The following is a 17,122-nucleotide window of genomic DNA, read 5'->3' as shown; positions in this document are numbered from 1 at the left end:
CGCCAGCGAGCGACGATGGGCCTCAGGCCGCCGCGTCCGTATTCTTTGCTTCTTCGTACGGAGGCGGCGGCATGAGCGTGGCCGGCCTGCCGGCTCCAACCGTCGAGGCTGCGATCGCGGAGCCCGACCGTCGGTTCTACGCCTTCGCCATCGACCGGGTGATCGCGTGGGCGATTTTCGCCGCGGCGGGGTTCGCCGCCTGGCTGATCTTCTTCCGCAACGGAAACCCGCTGCCCGGCGCCGGCCTGATCGTCGGCGTGGTGCTGGTGGTCTGGTTGGTCGGCACCGTACTCACCGGCTCCGGGGGCAAGACCCCCGGCAAGATGGCCCTCGGGCTCCGCGTGGTCAGCGATGACTCCGGAGCTGCGGGCCGCCCCATCGGCGTCGGCAAGGCGTTCGTACGCCAGGCCCTGCTCGGTCTCTGCACGATCCCGACGCTCGGCATCGGCACCGCCACCTTCGCCTGGGTCGCCGCGATGGACGACCGCGGCCGGCGCCAGGGGTGGCATGACCGCCGTGCGGGCTCGGTCGTGGTCGACGTACGTCCTCCGGCGGTCGTCGAGGCCGAGGAAGAGGCCCCGGCACCGCGCCGCATCGTCAACCTGACCACCATGCGCCTGAAGCAGGCCGAGGCGACCCCCGAGCGGGCCGAGCGGCCGCAGACCCCCGCCGCCCCGACCCAGAGCGCGGCTCAGGCCGCGGCCGAGGCCCAGGCTGCCCCGACCCAGGTCCCGGCACCGATCGCGCGCCAGGCGCCACCGGCCCCCGTGCCACCGGCTCCCATGCCGCCTGCTCCGCCCGCCCCGCCGGCCCCGGTCGCGCAGTCGTCGGCTCAGCCTGCCCCTCCGCCGCCACCCGCGCCTGCTCCGCAGCCCGCGGCGACGGCTCGCTGGCGGGTCACGTTCGACACCGGCCAGAGCTTCGTGGTCGAGGGTCTGGCCATCGTCGGCCGCGGCCCCGAGCCGCGTCCCGGCGAGGAGGTCGCCCACCGGGTGGCCCTCTCCTCGAGCGACATGTCGCTGTCCAAGACCCACGCCCAGTTCCAGGTCGCGGCCGACGGCACCCTCGTGGTCATGGACCGCGGCTCCACCAACGGCACCACCCTGATCCGCAAGGGTGCCGCACGAGCCCTCGGCGCCCGCCGCCCCGCGGCCCTCGTCGACGGCGACAAGGTCAAGTTCGGCGACCGCACCATGGATGTGGTTCGCGAGGCCTGACCGCCGAAAGGTCACCCGCGCCGGCCGAGACGTCACACAGTTGACGTCTCGGCCGACGCGCATGACGCCTCGGCGAGGTCAGTCAACGGAGTCGAAGGTCTCCGGGCGGTGCTCGACGCCGAAGCGGTCGGTGGGCCAGAAGACGACGGCGACACGGCCGACGACGTCTGAGACGGGTACGAAGGCGTTCGAGCAGGCCTCGTCGCCGGACTTCTGACGCTCGGGGCTGCACAGATGGAAGGACGAGTCGGCGGAGTTGGCGCGGTTGTCGCCCATCACGAAGAGCCGGCCCTCGGGAACGACAGCCTTCCAGCCCTTGCAGCCGCCTTGGGTGTACGACCCGTTGTCCTGCGCCATCGGACCGTCACAGGCATCGGCCGGAGCGATGAAGGAGGACGCATCCAGGGGCGTGCCGTTGACGACGACGCGACCCGAGTCGCAGCACTCCACGGTGTCGCCCGCGACTCCGATGACCCGCTTCACCAGGTGGTCGCCGGTCGGGTAGAGCCCGACCTTGGCGAGCACGGCCCGGAAGCCGGTGGGCGCGGGAGGGATCTGGTTGGTCGAGAGCCAGCCGCCGGGGTCGGCGAAGACGACGACGTCGCCGCGCTCGGGCGTGCCGCCCATCCAGTAGGACGGCTTCTCCACCAGTACGCGGTCGTTGACCTCCAGCCCGGGCTGCATCGACTCGGAGGGGATGTAGAAGGCCTGGGCGAGGAACGTCTTGATGACGACGGCGAGCAGGATCGCTGTCACCGCGATGATCAGGATCTCGACGAGCGACCTCAGAACTCCCCCCTGCCGTCGGCCCGATCCTGCCGACGCCTCCCGCTCTGCCCCCATGGTGTGACCCTATCCAGACGACGGGTCGGGCCCGGGCGCTATCCAGAATTCACAGGCGCGTGCCGTCGCTCCTGTCCTAGGGTTCCTCACTCAGCCGGACCCGAGAGGGCGTCATGACCAACACACTGGAATCCCCGACCCATGAGCGGGCCAAGAAGGGCACGTGGGCGATCTGGACCGTCCTGGCCCTGGCCGTGATCGTCGCCATCGTGGCGGGAGTCCTCGCCTATCTCGGCGTCTCGCGGGCGACCGGCCAGGAGGCACCCAGCGCGAGGACCGTGACGCTCGCCGAGGCCCTCCCGGAGACCTTCAACCTCGCGGTCAACCTGTCCTTCGAACGCGATGCGATGATGGCCGGCGTACCTCCCGTCGTGCTCCGACCGATTCAGCAGATGACCGACGAGTCGGCGCAGGCGTGGCGTGGTCGGGCGCAGGAGATCGAGAGCGGCGACGACAAGGAGCTCGACGCGACGCTCACCCAGATCGCCGAAAGGCTCGACGGCATCGACGAGCTGCGTACGCAGATGCGGGACGATCGCGCCAAAGGGACAGCGAGCTATACAGCTCTGGCCAACGACCTGTTCAGCATCGCGGGCGATCTGCCGAACACGGGCGACGGCCAGGCCGCCTCGTCGATCGAGGCGATCGGCCACATGCCCGAGGCGTGGGAGGCGTTGGGCCAGGAGCGCGCGATCATGATGGCCGTACTTGCCAGGTCACCGTCGCCTGGCAAGAAGCAGATCAGCGACGACGAGATCGCGGCGCTCACCGAGGCCGAGGCCGGACTGCGGCGCTCGCTCGCCGCCTTCTACGAGGGGTCCTCACGGGATCAGCGCAGGGCACTCGACGGGCTGACCGACGGCACGGCCACGGAGGGCGCCACAGGCGTACCTGCTCACCAGGGCGTCAGCGAGATCATCACCGGTGGCGGCACTGCCCTGACCCTGGAGTCGTACGTCGCCTCCAGCACCGAATTCATACGCGGCCTGCAGGAGGTGCTCATCGCCTCCGCCCAGGAGATCGCCGAGGAGGTGCGGGCCGACCGCGACGATGCCACGCGCACTGCGCTCGCCGCAGTCGTTCTCACCTTCGCGGTCGTGAGCGTCCTCGTCGTAGTCGTGATCGTGCTCGTGGTCCTGCTGGTGGTCCTGGTCTCCCGGCGCCGATCCACGAACACGCGTGGAGCCCGCGGATAGGGTCGGGGCGTGTCCGATCTCGACCAACGGCTCAACGCTCTCGAAGCGGATCTCAAGACTCGGGGAAGCGTGCTGGTCGCCTTCTCCGGTGGCGCCGACAGCGCCTTCCTCCTGGCGGCCGCTACCAGAGCTCTGGGCAGCGACGGCGTCGCCGCCGCGACCGGCTATTCGCACAGCCTCCCGATTGCGGAGAGGGACCCGGCCGCCGAGTTCGCGACGAGCCTCGGCGTACGCCTCATCACCCCGCAGACCCACGAGATGGAGCGGGAGGGTTACCGGGCCAACGGCACCGACCGGTGCTTCTTCTGCAAGGCGGAGCTGCTCGACACCCTCATGCCGCTGGCCCGTGAGCTCGGCCTGGCCCACGTGGCCACCGGCACCAACGCCGACGATGCGATCGAGGGGCTCAACGGCCTCCGGCCCGGCATCCGCGCGGCCGCTGAGCGTGGCGCGATCACGCCGCTCAGGGACGCCGGCCTGTCCAAGGCACAGATCCGCGAGGCCTCGCGCCGCTGGGAGCTGCCGACCTGGGACAAGCCGGCCGCGGCCTGCCTCTCCAGCCGGATCGCCTATGGCCTCGAGGTCACGCCGAGGCGCCTCGCGCGCGTAGAGAGAGCAGAGCAGGGCGTACGCAGCGTCCTGGCCGCCCGCGGCCACGACGCGGCCAGGGTGGACCTGCGCGTGCGTGACCATGGGGAGAAGGCCACGGTGGAGCTGTCCGCTACCCTCCTGCCTCTCGACCCCCACCATGCCGACGAGGTGCTCAAGACCGTGACAGACGCAGGATTCCCGGCCGCGGAGATCGACCCACGGGGCTTCCGCTCCGGATCGATGAACCAGAAGGCAGCCAAGTGAGGGAGTTCTGGGACACGATCAGCGCGACCCAGACCGTCCCCGAAGCGCCCTGGCTCATCGGCGCCGGACTCGTCGCGCTGGTGCTGGTCGTGTGGCGTGGGAGCTGGCGCACCGTACGCCTCGGCGTCACCGTCGTCCACGAGGCCGGTCACGCCGTGGTGGCCGTCCTGGTCGGTAGGCGCCTGGCCGGGATCAAGCTCCACTCCGACACCTCGGGTGTCACCCTCTCGCGCGGCAAGCCGTCCGGGCCGGGGATGGTGGCGATGCTCGCCGCCGGCTACCTCGCCCCGGCGCTCCTCGGCCTGCTCAGCGCGACCATGCTCGCCGCGGGTCACGCCCTGGGACTGCTGTGGCTCCTGGTAGCCGCGATGCTCGTGCTGCTGCTGTGGGTGCGCAACGGCTACGGCCTCGTCGTCCTGCTGGTGCTCGGCGCCGCTCTGGGCGCGATCAGCTGGTACGCCGACGGCCGCATCCAGACCATCGCCGCCACGCTGGTCACCTGGCTGCTCCTGCTCGCCTCACCGCGGCCGCTCCTGGAGCTCCTCGGCCGCGGCGAGCGAGGTCGCCGAGGCTCCGACCCCGACCAGCTCGCCGGCCTGACCGGCATCCCGTCGGTGCTCTGGATCCTCGTCCTGCTGGCCGTGAACCTCGCCGGCCTCGTGGTCGGCGTGCAGACCCTGATCCCAGACCTGAGCTGGATCTAGAGCTCGAACTCGTCGGCGATCTGACGCAGCGCGGGGGAGACCTTCTTGGCCAGCTCGCGCGTGGGCGGGCGGCCCTGGGCGTAGCCGTCGCGGATGTCGTCGAGGAGCTTGATCACGTTCTCGACGATCAGCTCCATCTCCTCGGGGTTGCGGCGCTTGGCGGCACGCTGGCGCCCGGAGACGGACGGGGCGCGCTCGAGCACGGTCACCGACAGCGCCTGCTCACCGCGGCGCCCCTGGGCGATGCCGAACTCCACGCGGGTGCCGGCCTTCAAGGTCTTGGCAGCGCCCTCGGGGAGCGCGTCGGCGTGGACGTACACATCCGGACCGTCGTCCTGCGACAGAAACCCGAAGCCCTTGGTGGCGTCGAACCACTTGACCTTGCCAGTAGGCACGGCAGCTTGCCCCTTCCTCGCGCATCAGCGCTTCAAACGTACGTCGCCCGGCGACTGTGACGGCCGACGCGGGAGAGCCTAGTCCTCAGCGCCCAGGGACGCGTGAGGTATTCCCCTCTCCGGCCATCGACGCATCCACGGATGGCTCGCCATGTCGTCCCTCGTGCGGGTGGGGCCTATACTCCGCCTACCCCTCCATAGATTTGCAAATGATTTCGTACACCATTGGTAATCGAGACCACTTATGACGTAAGTTTGCGTCGCCAAAGACTGCAGACAGGTACGCCCGGGTGCCAGCAGACTTCGCGGCGGGGGACTGGGGTGTGCGCCACAGACGGTGCACGCCTCTCGGGAATGATGTGACATGGCCACGAGAGGGAGTAATGGCCGAGCCATACGCAAGCACAACCCACCGTCCGGAACGTAAGCCCTGGCAGGGAATTCGAGCGCGCCTCATCTTCGTGCTGCTCATCCCGACCATCGCGGCGATGGTGTTCGGCGGGTTGAGCATTTCGCGCGCCCTCTCAGCCCAGGCGGAAGCACGCCAGGCCGAGACTGTCGCCCAGGCATTGCCTGACACCTACGAACTCGCGATCAACATCCTGTTCGAGCGTGACGGAGCGCTCGCGGGTGTTCCAGAGGTCGTCATGCGGCCGCTTCAGCAGAAGACCGACGAGTCGATCGAGGCATGGAGCGCCAAGGCGAAGGAGATCGACGCCGGCGACGACAAGGACCTCGAGAACAGCATCGTCGAGATCCAGCAGGCGCTGAACGGCATCGACGACCTGCGTTCGCAGATCCAGGAGAAGGACACCGCGGTCGAGGCCCAGTTGGCCTACACGACCGTGATGAACAACCTCTTCGGGATCTCGTCGCAGATGCCGACCCTGGAGAACGACGAGGTCTTCTCCAAGATCTCCGCGATCAGCAACGTGCGTCCCGCCTCGGAGGCCATGGGCGCCGAGCGCATGATCATGATGAAGGCGCTGAGCACGAAGGCTGCCAAGGAGGCCGACGGCGCGGTCAACCCCGACGTCCTCACCGACGAGGAGTTCGCACAGCTCGCCCGCGCCGAGGCCAAGTGGCGTCTGTCGACGGCCGACTACTACGCGAAGACGTCCGACAACATCCGTCAGCAGCTCGACGAGCTGACCAGCGACACCACCGACGTGGGCTCGACCGGGGCGCCTGCCCACCGGGTCGTCAACCAGGTGATCTCCAGCGGCAGCATGGACCGGGTCAAGATGACCCCGGACGATTACACCGCGGCCAGCACGGAGTTCATCCGTGGTCTGCAGAAGATGATCGTCCAGACTGCGCAGGAGATCAGCGACGACGTCGAGCAGATCAAGAGCGACGCGACCCGCGACGCCATCGTCATCGGTCTCCTCGTTCTCGGTGTTCTGATCTTCGCCCTCGCCGTCGGTCTGGTCGCGGCCCGCTCGATCCTGTCGCCGCTGAGCCAGCTGCGCCGCCTGGCCTACAACCTGGCCAACCACGACCTGCCTGAGCGAGTCGCCTACATGAACCAGGCCGAAGGCCCGGTGGACACACATGTGGAGCCTCTGGACATCGCGCGTCGAGACGAGATCGGTGACGTCGCGGACGCGTTCGACGCGGTCCACGTCGAGGCGATCCGGCTGGCGGGCGAGCAGGCCGAGCTGCGTACGAACGTCGACAAGATGTTCATGAACCTCTCCCGCCGTTCGCAGAGCCTCGTCGAGCGTCAGCTCCAGCTCATCGACCAGCTCGAGGCCAACGAGCAGGACCCCGACGACCTCGCGAACCTGTTCCGCCTGGACCACCTCGCCACCCGAATGCGCCGCAACGACGAGTCCCTCCTGGTCCTCGCCGGTGGCGAGATCGGCCACGCGGCTCGTGGTCCCGTCCCGGTCCTCGACGTGCTCCGTGCCGCGGCCTCCGAGATCGAGCAGTTCGCCCGGGTCGACATCGACTCCGACGAGAACGCCGAGTTCGAGGGCGCGATCGCGGGTGACCTCGTGCACCTGCTCGCGGAGCTGATCGAGAACGCCACGAACTTCTCCCCGCCCGACACCGCTGTCACGATCCGCACCTTCCGCGCCGGCCCGGCCGCGCCGCTGCTGGTCGAGATCGAGGACCTCGGTATCGGCATGACGCCGGAGGAGCTCGACGCGGCCAACATGAAGCTGCGCCGTGCGACCGGCCTCGACGCCGACGTCGCCCGGATGATGGGTCTGGTCGTGGTCGCGCGTCTGGCGGCGCGTCACGGTCTCTACATCGAGCTCGTTCCCAACCGCCCCCGCGGTGTGGTCGCGCGCGTCGAGATGCCGGTCACCACGATCGTCGGCGCCCACGCCGAGGCCCCCTCCGGCCAGCAGCAGGGCTTCGACGCCTACGCGTTCCAGCAGGGTGGCTACGGCCAGCAGACCGGCGCCTACCCGACCACCGGCGAGCTTCCCTACGAGATGCAGTACGGGATGCCCGCCTACGACGCCCAGCCGTACGCCGGTGGCAACCCCTATGACGTGCCGGTCGGTGCTCTTCCGGCCCCCGAGGCGCCCGCGGCCTCCGCGGCAGCGCCCCCGGCCCTGCCGAGCCGTACGCCCGGTGCGTCCAATCACCCCAACCTCTCCAACGGCGGTGCGGCGGCCTTCCCGCAGCAGGGTGCCAACGGCCACTCGGGCCAGCACAATGGCTTCGGTCAGAGCGGACCGCAGACGGGCCAGCTGCCCGCATACGGCGGTGTCCCGCCGATGCCGGGCGACCCGGGCTACGAGTCTCCGGCCGCGCGCACGGGCAGCTTCCCGGCGCAGCCGCAGCAGTTCAGCGGTGGCCAGCCGCAGTACGGGGGAGACCCGTTCGGCGGCGACCCGTTCGGCGCCAACCAGCCGCCGGCGCCGCAGCAGAGCCCCAGCGGCCAGCAGCAGAACTTCCTGTCCAACATGCTGCCGGTTCGCAAGGCCGAGGACCTGGCCGCGCGCTTCCCCGACGGTCGCTTCGACCCGAGCACCGAGACCGGCGAGCTGCCTCGTCGCGACCCGGGCGGTCAGGGCGGCAGCCCGTTCGGCACCGACACCGGCGCGTTCCGCACCTTCGAGCGCCCCAACGAGCGCACCACCCCGCGGACCCCGCCGCCGGGCTTCGGTCCCGACGACGACCCGTTCGGTCCTGCCGGTGACGCGATCGCCCCGGGTGCCCCGATGGGGCCGCTGGCTCCGGAGCCGACCAACTCGCCGAACCCGCTCGACTCGACCACCGAGGTTCCGATCCTCGATGACGAGGGAAGCTCGATCTTCGACGACCTCCAGTCCGAGTGGTTCACCCGTCGTCGCCCGCTCGGTGCGCGCCGGGCGATGGAGTCCAAGGGCGATCCGCTCAGCGACCCGATCGCACCGGCCGCCAAGGCCGCTCCGGCTCCGAAGGCCGACGCGCCCCGTCCGGCAGCAGCCCCCGCGGGCGAGCCGGTCGACGAGCCGGTCGCTCAGGACGACGAGCCGACCACGCCGGTGAGCTGGTCCTCGCCGGGCGACGAGGGCTGGCGCAGGGCGCAGGAGTTGGAGCAGCTGCAGGAGCAGGAGCCGGCGACGATCACCCAAGGTGGACTCCCCGTTCGTGTCCCGGGCCAGAACCTGATCCCAGGTGCTGCCCCTGCGGTCACACCACCGTCATCAGGTCCGCGTAACATGGACGCGCGCCGCACCCGTGGCATGTCCAGCTTCCAGAAGGGCGTCAGCCGCGCCCGCAACAACCCCGCTGATGCGGAAAGCAACCCCGAAGGTGAGGAGCAGCAGTGACAACGGCCCCCGCAGGACTGGACTGGCTTGTCGACAGCCTGACCCAGCGCACCCCTGACATCGCTCACGCGATCTTGGTGTCGGCTGATGGCATGCCGATGGCCAGCTCCGTCGACTTCCCCCCGGACCGGGCCGACCAGCTCTCGGCGATCGCCTCCGGTCTCACCAGTCTTACCCAGGGAGCAGCTCGCTGCTTCGCTGCGGGTAATGTCCAGCAGATGGTCATCGAGATGGACGGTGGCTATCTGGTCCTCATGGCGGTTGGTGAGGGCTCCAGCCTTGCTGCCCTCGCCGCCCCCGACTGCGATCTGGGACAGGTTGGCTACCAGATGCAGCTGTTGATCTCGCGTGTTGCCAGCGCCCTCACCCCCGATACCAGAACCGGCGCCTGATCAGTGCCCCGACCCTAGGACCGAGATCGTGAGCAACCACGCATCCGAACCGCCGCCGCTGGTCAGGCCGTACGCCCTGACTCGTGGCCGCACGCAACCCAAGCGCGTCTTCCCGATTGAAGCACTGGTGATCACTGATCGTTACGTGATCGATGGCTACGTCCGGTCGCCCGAGGAGCGGACGATCGCAGAGCTCTGCCGCGAGAGCCGTTCCGTCGCTGAGGTCGCGGCGCTCATCCGGGTGCCCCTGGGTGTCGCCCGAGTCCTGATCGGTGACCTTGCGGAGCGCGGCGTGGTGCAGGTGCACGCCAGCAAGGTCCCGGACGCCCCGGACACCGCTCTCCTCGAGCGCGTGCTGTCCGGCCTGAGGAAGCTTTGACAGGAGTAATGCAGTGACCACCGACTCCAAGCAGGCGACGATGTCTGCGAAGATCGTCATCGCCGGCGGGTTCGGCGTTGGTAAGACGACCTTCGTGGGCTCCGTCTCGGAGATCGTCCCCCTGACGACCGAGGCCGTGATGACGCAGGCGACCGCCGGCGTCGACGACCTCTCCGCCGTGCCCAACAAGAAGACGACCACGGTCGCGATGGACTTCGGTCGAGTCTCCCTCGACTCCGACCTGATCCTCTACCTGTTCGGCACCCCCGGACAGAACCGGTTCTGGTTCATGTGGGACGACCTGACCCAGGGCGCCATCGGCGCTGTGGTGCTCATCGACACCCGTCGCCTCGCCGACTCCTTCGGCGCGATCGACTACTTCGAGTCCCGCAACGTGCCGTTCGTCGTGGCCCACAACGTCTTCGGCGCCAACCAGGCCTACAAGCCGGAGCAGATCCGCGAGGCCCTGGCTCTGCGCCCGGACATCCCGATCGTCACCTGTGACGCCCGCGACCGCCAGTCGACCAAGGCGACGCTGATCTCGCTCGTCGAGTACGTCCTTTCCATGGTCTCCACGCGCGCTCTTCAGTAGCCAAGCGTCCCCAACACCCGCCGTAGCACTGCTCCGGCGGGTGTTGGTCGTTTCAAGGGCTGTCATGACTGTGCAGTAGAGGCGTACGTCTGGGAGGATCACGCGTTGTGCGGAAGTTCAGGTTGTGGTGGCGCAAGGTGACCCCGAAGTGGAACCTGAGACGCCTGTGGGCGAAGATGTGGACCGTGATCACGACCCCGTACGCCGATGCGACGGCCGTCGCTGCCGTCGACGAGGCCCGCGCCGCGCTCCTGTCCGACGTGCCAGCCGGTGACGTCGGAGAACATCTCGGCCATGTGGTCGAGAAGGGTGCTGGCCCGGGCGTCGTGACCCACCTGTTCGCCTGCACCCGCAAGGGGTACGTCGGGTGGCACTGGTCGGTCACGCTCGTCACCGTGCCCTCGCTCGACGGCCCCGGATTCGGTGTCGATGCTCCGGTGACCGTCAACGAGGTCGTCCTCGTTCCGGGTGACGCCGCGATCGTCGCGCCGGCCTGGGTGCCCTACCGCGAGCGGATCAAGCCCGGCGACCTCTCGCCCGGTGATCTGCTCCCGGTCGAGGACGACGACGCGCGGCTGGTCCCGACGTACGCCTTCGGTGACGACCCGCTCGACGCCGACGAGAAGGCTCAGGTGCGCGAGGTCGCCAAGGACCTCGGCCTCGGCCGCGTCCGGACCCTGTCCACCTCTGGCTTCGACGCCGCCGCCGAGCGGTGGTACGCCGGTGACGGCGGTCCCGAGGCGCCGCTGGCGCAGGCAGCCCCCGACCAGTGCCACAGCTGTGGCTTCCTGGTCCGGCTGACCGGCCACCTGGCCTCGAGCTTCGGTGTCTGCGCCAACGGCGACGCCAACGACGACGGCAAGGTGGTCAGCCTCAACCACGGGTGCGGTGCGCACTCGGAGGTGCGGCTGGCGAAGAAGCACGAGCCGCAGCCGCTGCCGGACCCGGTCTTCGACACGATCAGCGACGACGCCGAGGCCTTCTAGCTCTAGACGAGGCCCTCGGCGCGCAGCCGGCGGGCCTTGCGGCGCCGGGTCAGCTCGATGCCGATCGCGCCGATGCCGAAGGCGGCCAGGCAGGTCCAGATCCACCAGGTCCAGCCGCGGTCGTTGAGCAGGCCCCAGAAGGGGAGCAGGGCGACGAACCCGACGAGCCAGCCGAGGGTGGCGAGCTCGAAGGCGCGGATGCCGTCCTGGTCGACGAGCTCGATCTTCGGCTCGGGTGCGGCCTGGACCGGCTCCTCGACAGGCGGCTCGTCGTAGCCGTAGGCCTGCGGGTAGCCGCCGTCCTCGGTGTAGTAGTCGCCGTCGTACCCCTCGTACTGCTGCTCCGGGTAGGTGCCGGAATAGTCGTCGTCGCGGTACTGGTCGCTCATACCTCCCAACCTTAGTGGGCCTTGGGTGGACGATACGCTGGGGCTGTCGAGCACTTCTCGGCATGGCCCCGACGACCTGGGAGGTCCCTGATGGCTTCGCTCCGCTGCCCCTGTGGCACCAACTTCCGCACGGAGACCGACGACGAGCTGGTCGAGAAGGTGCAGGAGCACCTCGCGGAGGCTCACCCCGGCCGCACATACAGCCGCGACGACATCCTGATGCTCGCCGCGATGTCCTGACTCTGTGACGGCGCCCTCACCAGGGCGCCGTCTCTTCCAGGAATAGTTAGCGCCGGTAAGCAGTTATGCTTACCGACATGCCTACCGCACAGCCCGCTTCCGCGCCCGACGCGGCCTCCGACATCCCCGAGGTCGCCTCGGTGCTGCGCACCTCTGTCATGCGGATGCGCCGCCGCCTGGCCAACGAGCGCCACCCCGACAACGACCTCTCCCTGGGGTCGATGGCGGTGCTCGGGGCGTTGTACGCCAACGACGAGATGACCCTCGGCGCCCTCGCCGGGCGCGAGCGCGTCCAGCCGCCGAGCATGACCAGGATGGTCAACTTCCTCGAGGAGGGCGGCTACGTCGTCCGCCGCCAGGGTGAGACCGACCGCCGCCAGGTGCTGGTCTCGATCACCGACAAGGGCCGCCGGACCGTACGCAAGGACCGGCTCAGCCGGGACGCCTGGCTCGCCCAGCAGCTCGTCGACCTCGATGCGGACGAGCTCGCCGCCATCCGCACAGCCGCTTCGATCATGGAGAGAATAGCCACCAGTTGAGCCCCACGTTCCGTTCCCTGCGTAGCCACAACTACCGCCTCTACCTAGCCGGCAGTGTCGTCTCCAACGTCGGCACCTGGATGCAACGCATCGCTCAGGACTGGTTGGTCCTGAGTCTCGGCGGCGGGGGAGCGGCACTCGGTATCACCACCGGTCTGCAGTTCCTGCCCATCCTCCTGCTCAGCCCCTATGCCGGGGTCATCGCCGACCGCTTCCCGAAGCGTCGTCTGCTGCAGGCGGCCCAGGGCTGGATGGCCCTGATGTCGCTGCTGCTCGGTGTGCTGGCGGTGAGCGGCCACGCAGAGGTGTGGATGGTCTACGTGATCGCGTTCCTCTTCGGCACCGGCGCCGCCTTCGACGGCCCGGGCCGGCAGTCGTTCGTCTCGGAGATGGTCCACCCCGACGATCTCACCAACGCAGTCGGCCTCAACTCGGCCTCGTTCAACCTCGCCCGCCTGATCGGGCCGGCGCTGGCCGGGCTCCTCATCGGCTGGCTGGGGAGCGGACCCGAGGCGACCGGCTGGGTCATCCTCGTCAACGCCGTCTCCTACCTCGCCGTGATCGGCCAGCTCCAGCGGATGAACACCGCCGAGCTGCACTCGCCCGATCCCGTCGCCCGGCGGCGCGGGATGCTGCGCGAGGGCATCGCCTACATCCGAACGCAGCCCAAGATGCTGATGGTCCTGGTGATCATCTTCTTCGTCGGCACCTTCGGGGCGAACTTCCCGATCACCTCGGCGCTGATGGCGACCGAGGAGTTCGGCAAGGGCGCCAGCGAGTACGGCCTGCTCGGCACCGTCCTGGCCATCGGCTCGCTCTCCGGCGCCCTGCTCGGCGCCCGCCGCACCCGGATCCCGCTCAAGCTGATCGTGCTGGCCGCGACCGGCTTCGGCCTGACCGTCATGGTGTCCGGGCTGATGCCGACGTACGCGCTCTTCGCTCTGATCTCGCCCGTGCTCGGCTTCTTCACGATCACGACCCTCAACGCCTGCAACGCCACCATGCAGACCGAGGCGGCCCCGGAGTTCCGCGGCCGGGTGATGGCGATCTACATGACCGTCCTGATGGGCGGCACCCCGCTGGGTGCGCCGCTCATCGGCTTCGTCGGCGAGCACTTCGGTGCCCGCACGACCCTGTACGCCAGTGGCGCTCTGGTGCTGTTGGGTACGCTTGCGGGGGTGCTGCTCCTCGCCGCACTCAGAGGTGGTATCCGGGCCGTTTTGACCCCCTCTCAAGCCGCCGGGTAGCCTCTGAAGCGTGTCTGGGACAACCAGGCCGTCGCGCGTGCCCGGAACAAGCTCGAGAAATGGGTCTCGGACCCGGGTTCGGCGCCCTCAAGTGGGGATTCGGTTCGAAAGATCCGTCTTCGTGCTGTTGAGGTAAGGGCGACACGCCCGACCTCGGGGGCGAGGCGGGACCAGTTGGTATCGCACCACCTGGACGCACAACATTTGATCCTTCGCGGCAGAGCGCCGCGTAGTGAGAGCAGAAAAGAAGGGGAACCACCGAGGTGCCCACAATCAACCAGCTGGTCCGCAAGGGCCGCGAGGACAAGGCGACGAAGTCGAAGACGCCTGCCCTCAAGGGATCGCCGCAGCGCCGTGGCGTCTGCACGCGCGTCTACACCACCACCCCGAAGAAGCCGAACTCCGCCCTCCGGAAGGTCGCCCGTGTGCGCCTCTCCTCCGGCGTCGAGGTCACCGCTTACATCCCGGGTGTGGGTCACAACCTTCAGGAGCACTCCATCGTGCTCGTCCGCGGCGGTCGTGTGAAGGACCTCCCCGGCGTGCGTTACAAGATCATCCGCGGCACGCTCGACACCCAGGGTGTCAAGAACCGCAAGCAGGCCCGTTCGCGCTACGGCGCGAAGAAGGAGAAGTGACATGCCTCGTAAGGGTCCCGCTCCCAAGCGTCCGCTCGTCGTCGACCCCGTCTACGGCTCGCAGCTCGTAACCCAGCTCGTCAGCAAGGTCCTCCAGGACGGCAAGAAGCAGGTTGCGCAGCGCATCGTCTACACCGCCCTCGAGGGCTGCCGCGAGAAGACCGGCACCGACCCCGTGGTCACGCTCAAGCGTGCGATGGACAACGTGAAGCCGGCCATCGAGGTCAAGTCCCGCCGTGTCGGTGGCGCTACCTACCAGGTCCCGATCGAGGTCAAGGGCACGCGTGGCACCACGCTCGCGCTGCGCTGGCTCGTCGGTTACGCCCAGGACCGTCGTGAGAAGACGATGGCCGAGCGCCTCATGAACGAGATCCTCGACGCGAGCAACGGCCTCGGTGCCGCTGTGAAGAAGCGCGAGGACACTCACAAGATGGCCGAGTCCAACAAGGCCTTCGCGCACTACCGCTGGTGACGTAAGGCGGGGTGCCCGCCGCACAATGTGGGCACCCCGCCCATCCAGACCGAAGACAATCTCTTTAAGGAACGCTGAAGACAGTGGCCGTCGACATCACCACGGACCTCAATGTGGTCCGCAACATCGGCATCATGGCGCACATCGATGCCGGTAAGACCACCACCACCGAGCGCATCCTGTTCTACACCGGTATCTCTTACAAGATCGGTGAGGTCCACGACGGCGCTGCCACGATGGACTGGATGGAGCAGGAGCAGGAGCGCGGCATCACGATCACGTCCGCCGCGACGACCTGCTGGTGGAAGGACCACCAGATCAACATCATCGACACCCCCGGGCACGTCGACTTCACCGTTGAGGTCGAGCGCTCGCTGCGCGTCCTCGACGGCGCCGTCGCCGTCTTCGACGGTGTTGCCGGTGTCGAGCCGCAGTCGCAGACCGTGTGGCGTCAGGCGAACAAGTACGCCGTCCCGCGGATGTGCTTCGTCAACAAGCTCGACCGCACCGGTGCCGACTTCTACATGGTCGTCGACTCGATCGTCGACAAGCTGCACGCCACCCCGCTGGTGCTGCAGCTGCCGATCGGTGCCGAGGCCGACTTCATCGGCGTCGTCGACCTGGTCGAGATGCACGCCAAGGTCTGGCGCGGCGAGACCGCGATGGGCGAGGACTACGTGATCGAGGAGATCCCGGCCGACCTCGCCGACAAGGCCGCGGAGTACCGCGAGAAGCTGGTCGAGACCCTCGCCGAGGCCGACGACGACATCATGGAGGTCTACCTCGAGGAGGGCGACGTCTTCGACGTGCCCACCCTGAAGGCTGCCATCCGTCGCGCGACCCTGGCCGACAAGCTCAACCCGATCCTCACCGGCACCGCGTTCAAGAACAAGGGCGTCCAGCCCCTGCTCGACGCGGTCATCGACTACCTGCCCTCGCCGCTCGACGTCGAGTCGATCATCGGCCACGACGTCAAGGACGAGTCGGTCGAGGTCTCCCGGAAGCCTTCCGAGGACGAGCCGTTCTCCGGTCTGGTCTTCAAGATCGCCTCCGACCCGCACCTGGGCAAGCTGTTCTACCTGCGTGTCTACTCCGGCAAGGTCGAGGCGGGTGCGACAGTCGTCAACCCGATCAACGGCCGCAAGGAGCGGATCGGGAAGATCTACCAGATGCACTCCAACAAGCGCGAGGAGATCGCGTCTGTGGGTGCCGGCCAGATCGTCGCGGTCATGGGTCTGAAGGAGTCGAAGACCGGTCACACCCTGTGTGACCCGACCCACCCGGTCGTTCTCGAGTCGATGTCGTTCCCGGCTCCGGTGATCGAGGTCGCCATCGAGCCGAAGACCAAGAGCGACCAGCAGAAGCTCGGCACCGCGATCCAGCGTCTCACCGAAGAGGACCCGACCTTCACGGTCAAGTCCGACGAGCAGACCGGCCAGACGATCATCGCCGGTATGGGCGAGCTCCACCTGGAGGTCTTCGTCGACCGGATGAAGCGCGAGTTCAAGGTCGAGGCAACCGTCGGCAAGCCGCAGGTCGCCTACCGCGAGACGCTTCGCAAGAAGGTCCAGAACCACAGCTACACCCACAAGAAGCAGACCGGTGGTTCGGGTCAGTTCGCGAAGGTCGTCATCTCCGTCGAGCCCAACGTCGACGAGGAGACCGGTCTGGGTGCCGGCTACGAGTTCGCCAACAACGTCACCGGTGGTCGCGTGCCGAAGGAGTACATCCCTTCGGTCGACCAGGGTGCTCAGGACGCCATGGAGTTCGGCATCCTCGCCGGCTTCCCCATGGTCGATGTGAAGGTTTCGCTCGAGGACGGCGCCTACCACGACGTCGACTCCTCCGAGCTCGCCTTCAAGATCGCCGGCAACCAGGCCTTCAAGGAGGCCGCCCGCATGGCGAAGGCCGTTCTGCTGGAGCCGATGTTCGCCGTCGAGGTCACCACCCCGGACACGTTCCTGGGCACCGTGATCGGCGACATCAACTCCCGTCGCGGCCAGGTGTCTTCGCAGGAGGAGCGTCACGGCGACATGGTCGTCCAGGCGCTCGTCCCGCTGTCCGAGATGTTCGGGTACGTCGGTGACCTCCGGTCCAAGACCAGTGGTCAGGCGTCGTACTCGATGGAGTTCGACTCGTACGCCGAGGTTCCCACGAACGTCGCCGACGAGATCATCAAGAAGGCCCGTGGCGAGTGACCTTCGGGTCGCCCGTCCAGGGACTTCGGCAGCAACACCTTTCAGTACGAGTCAGTAAGAAAATCAC

The 17,122-nt window shown here is 68.4% G+C and carries 18 protein-coding genes; 15 read left to right on the top strand and 3 right to left on the bottom strand.

The annotated features are described in order from the left end of the window. Window positions 1–71 precede the first annotated feature (71 nt). Complete coding sequence (locus ABTW65_RS13365; RefSeq protein WP_350660716.1) at window positions 72–1,217, top strand: RDD family protein; 1,146 nt, start codon at window positions 72–74, stop codon at window positions 1,215–1,217. Window positions 1,218–1,295: 78 nt separating this feature from the next. Here the strand turns inward: ABTW65_RS13365 and lepB are convergent, their stop codons facing one another. After that, entirely contained in the window at window positions 1,296–2,060 is a 765-nt protein-coding gene (lepB, locus tag ABTW65_RS13360) for a signal peptidase I (RefSeq protein WP_350660714.1), read from the bottom strand. 113 nt (window positions 2,061–2,173) lie between these two features. Here lepB and ABTW65_RS13355 point away from each other — a divergent pair, with 113 nt between their 5' ends. The 3 genes from ABTW65_RS13355 to ABTW65_RS13345 are packed head-to-tail and all read left to right on the top strand — an operon-like array spanning window position 2,174 to window position 4,815. Then, the gene (locus ABTW65_RS13355) at window positions 2,174–3,256 is read left to right on the top strand and encodes a nitrate- and nitrite sensing domain-containing protein (protein WP_350660712.1); all 1,083 of its coding nucleotides are present in this window, start codon (window positions 2,174–2,176) and stop codon (window positions 3,254–3,256) included. A 9-nt stretch (window positions 3,257–3,265) separates the two neighbouring features. Beyond that, window positions 3,266–4,111, top strand: coding sequence for an ATP-dependent sacrificial sulfur transferase LarE (gene larE / locus ABTW65_RS13350; protein WP_350660710.1), 846 nt, complete (start codon window positions 3,266–3,268; stop codon window positions 4,109–4,111). Next, a complete protein-coding gene (locus tag ABTW65_RS13345) occupies window positions 4,108–4,815 on the top strand; it encodes a M50 family metallopeptidase (protein ID WP_350660708.1) in 708 nt (235 codons plus the stop codon). The genes larE and ABTW65_RS13345 overlap by 4 nt, the downstream gene beginning before the upstream one ends. Here the strand turns inward: ABTW65_RS13345 and ABTW65_RS13340 are convergent. Continuing rightward, window positions 4,812–5,210: a cold-shock protein gene (locus ABTW65_RS13340; protein ID WP_141806239.1), complete on the bottom strand. Its 399-nt coding sequence runs from the start codon at window positions 5,208–5,210 to the stop codon at window positions 4,812–4,814. The genes ABTW65_RS13345 and ABTW65_RS13340 overlap by 4 nt on opposite strands. Before the next feature lie 461 nt (window positions 5,211–5,671). On the opposite strand from ABTW65_RS13340, the gene ABTW65_RS13335 reads away from it, so the two are divergent. The 5 genes from ABTW65_RS13335 to ABTW65_RS13315 all read left to right on the top strand — a co-directional run bounded on the left by ABTW65_RS13335 (window position 5,672) and on the right by ABTW65_RS13315 (window position 11,335). Next, entirely contained in the window at window positions 5,672–8,986 is a 3,315-nt protein-coding gene (locus tag ABTW65_RS13335; protein ID WP_350660706.1) for a sensor histidine kinase, read from the top strand. After that, a complete protein-coding gene (locus ABTW65_RS13330) occupies window positions 8,983–9,378 on the top strand; it encodes a roadblock/LC7 domain-containing protein (RefSeq protein WP_350660704.1) in 396 nt (131 codons plus the stop codon). Before ABTW65_RS13335 ends, ABTW65_RS13330 begins: the two co-directional genes overlap by 4 nt. A 28-nt stretch (window positions 9,379–9,406) precedes the next feature. Next, window positions 9,407–9,757 carry a DUF742 domain-containing protein gene (locus ABTW65_RS13325; protein ID WP_179659719.1) on the top strand — a complete coding sequence of 117 codons (351 nt, stop codon included), beginning with the start codon at window positions 9,407–9,409 and terminating at the stop codon, window positions 9,755–9,757. A 13-nt stretch (window positions 9,758–9,770) separates the two neighbouring features. Then, window positions 9,771–10,349 carry a GTP-binding protein gene (locus ABTW65_RS13320; protein ID WP_008360949.1) on the top strand — a complete coding sequence of 193 codons (579 nt, stop codon included), beginning with the start codon at window positions 9,771–9,773 and terminating at the stop codon, window positions 10,347–10,349. A 176-nt stretch (window positions 10,350–10,525) separates the two neighbouring features. Then, on the top strand, window positions 10,526–11,335 hold the full coding sequence (locus tag ABTW65_RS13315; RefSeq protein ID WP_350661249.1) for a DUF3027 domain-containing protein: 810 nt from the start codon (window positions 10,526–10,528) through the stop codon (window positions 11,333–11,335). Window positions 11,336–11,337: 2 nt separating this feature from the next. On the opposite strand, the gene ABTW65_RS13310 is transcribed toward ABTW65_RS13315, so the two are convergent. Next, the gene (locus ABTW65_RS13310) at window positions 11,338–11,724 is read right to left on the bottom strand and encodes a DUF2530 domain-containing protein (protein WP_350660703.1); all 387 of its coding nucleotides are present in this window, start codon (window positions 11,722–11,724) and stop codon (window positions 11,338–11,340) included. 90 nt (window positions 11,725–11,814) lie between these two features. On the opposite strand from ABTW65_RS13310, the gene ABTW65_RS13305 reads away from it, so the two are divergent. The 6 genes from ABTW65_RS13305 to fusA all read left to right on the top strand — a co-directional run bounded on the left by ABTW65_RS13305 (window position 11,815) and on the right by fusA (window position 17,055). Beyond that, the gene (locus ABTW65_RS13305; RefSeq protein WP_091052351.1) at window positions 11,815–11,964 is read left to right on the top strand and encodes a DUF1059 domain-containing protein; all 150 of its coding nucleotides are present in this window, start codon (window positions 11,815–11,817) and stop codon (window positions 11,962–11,964) included. A gap of 77 nt (window positions 11,965–12,041) precedes the next feature. Further along, window positions 12,042–12,503: a MarR family winged helix-turn-helix transcriptional regulator gene (locus ABTW65_RS13300; protein ID WP_350660701.1), complete on the top strand. Its 462-nt coding sequence runs from the start codon at window positions 12,042–12,044 to the stop codon at window positions 12,501–12,503. After that, window positions 12,500–13,750, top strand: a complete 1,251-nt coding sequence (locus ABTW65_RS13295) for an MFS transporter (protein ID WP_350660699.1) — start codon at window positions 12,500–12,502, stop codon at window positions 13,748–13,750. Before ABTW65_RS13300 ends, ABTW65_RS13295 begins: the two co-directional genes overlap by 4 nt. A 263-nt stretch (window positions 13,751–14,013) precedes the next feature. After that, window positions 14,014–14,385, top strand: coding sequence for a 30S ribosomal protein S12 (gene rpsL / locus ABTW65_RS13290; RefSeq protein ID WP_091052356.1), 372 nt, complete (start codon window positions 14,014–14,016; stop codon window positions 14,383–14,385). Between the two features lies 1 nt (window position 14,386). Continuing rightward, a complete protein-coding gene (rpsG, locus tag ABTW65_RS13285) occupies window positions 14,387–14,857 on the top strand; it encodes a 30S ribosomal protein S7 (RefSeq protein WP_141806234.1) in 471 nt (156 codons plus the stop codon). Between the two features lie 83 nt (window positions 14,858–14,940). Then, on the top strand, window positions 14,941–17,055 hold the full coding sequence (fusA, locus tag ABTW65_RS13280) for an elongation factor G (RefSeq protein WP_350660697.1): 2,115 nt from the start codon (window positions 14,941–14,943) through the stop codon (window positions 17,053–17,055). The last annotated feature ends 67 nt before the right edge of the window (window positions 17,056–17,122 follow it).

This window comes from Nocardioides sp. NPDC127503 (assembly GCF_040302165.1).
Taxonomy (GTDB): domain Bacteria; phylum Actinomycetota; class Actinomycetes; order Propionibacteriales; family Nocardioidaceae; genus Nocardioides.
The sequence above is the reverse complement of the archived record's forward strand: the minus strand, read 5'-3'. Positions and strand labels throughout refer to the sequence as shown.

What these genes read in the sequence shown, in the direction of transcription:
- ABTW65_RS13315 (WP_350661249.1), top strand. Translation starts at nt 10,526, where the DNA reads ATGTGGACCGTGATCACGACCCCGTACGCCGATGCGACGGCCGTCGCT.
- ABTW65_RS13300 (WP_350660701.1), top strand. Translation starts at nt 12,042, where the DNA reads ATGCCTACCGCACAGCCCGCTTCCGCGCCCGACGCGGCCTCCGACATC.
- lepB (WP_350660714.1), bottom strand. Translation starts at nt 2,060, where the DNA reads ATGGGGGCAGAGCGGGAGGCGTCGGCAGGATCGGGCCGACGGCAGGGG.
- ABTW65_RS13365 (WP_350660716.1), top strand. Translation starts at nt 72, where the DNA reads ATGAGCGTGGCCGGCCTGCCGGCTCCAACCGTCGAGGCTGCGATCGCG.
- ABTW65_RS13310 (WP_350660703.1), bottom strand. Translation starts at nt 11,724, where the DNA reads ATGAGCGACCAGTACCGCGACGACGACTATTCCGGCACCTACCCGGAG.
- ABTW65_RS13355 (WP_350660712.1), top strand. Translation starts at nt 2,174, where the DNA reads ATGACCAACACACTGGAATCCCCGACCCATGAGCGGGCCAAGAAGGGC.
- rpsG (WP_141806234.1), top strand. Translation starts at nt 14,387, where the DNA reads ATGCCTCGTAAGGGTCCCGCTCCCAAGCGTCCGCTCGTCGTCGACCCC.
- ABTW65_RS13305 (WP_091052351.1), top strand. Translation starts at nt 11,815, where the DNA reads ATGGCTTCGCTCCGCTGCCCCTGTGGCACCAACTTCCGCACGGAGACC.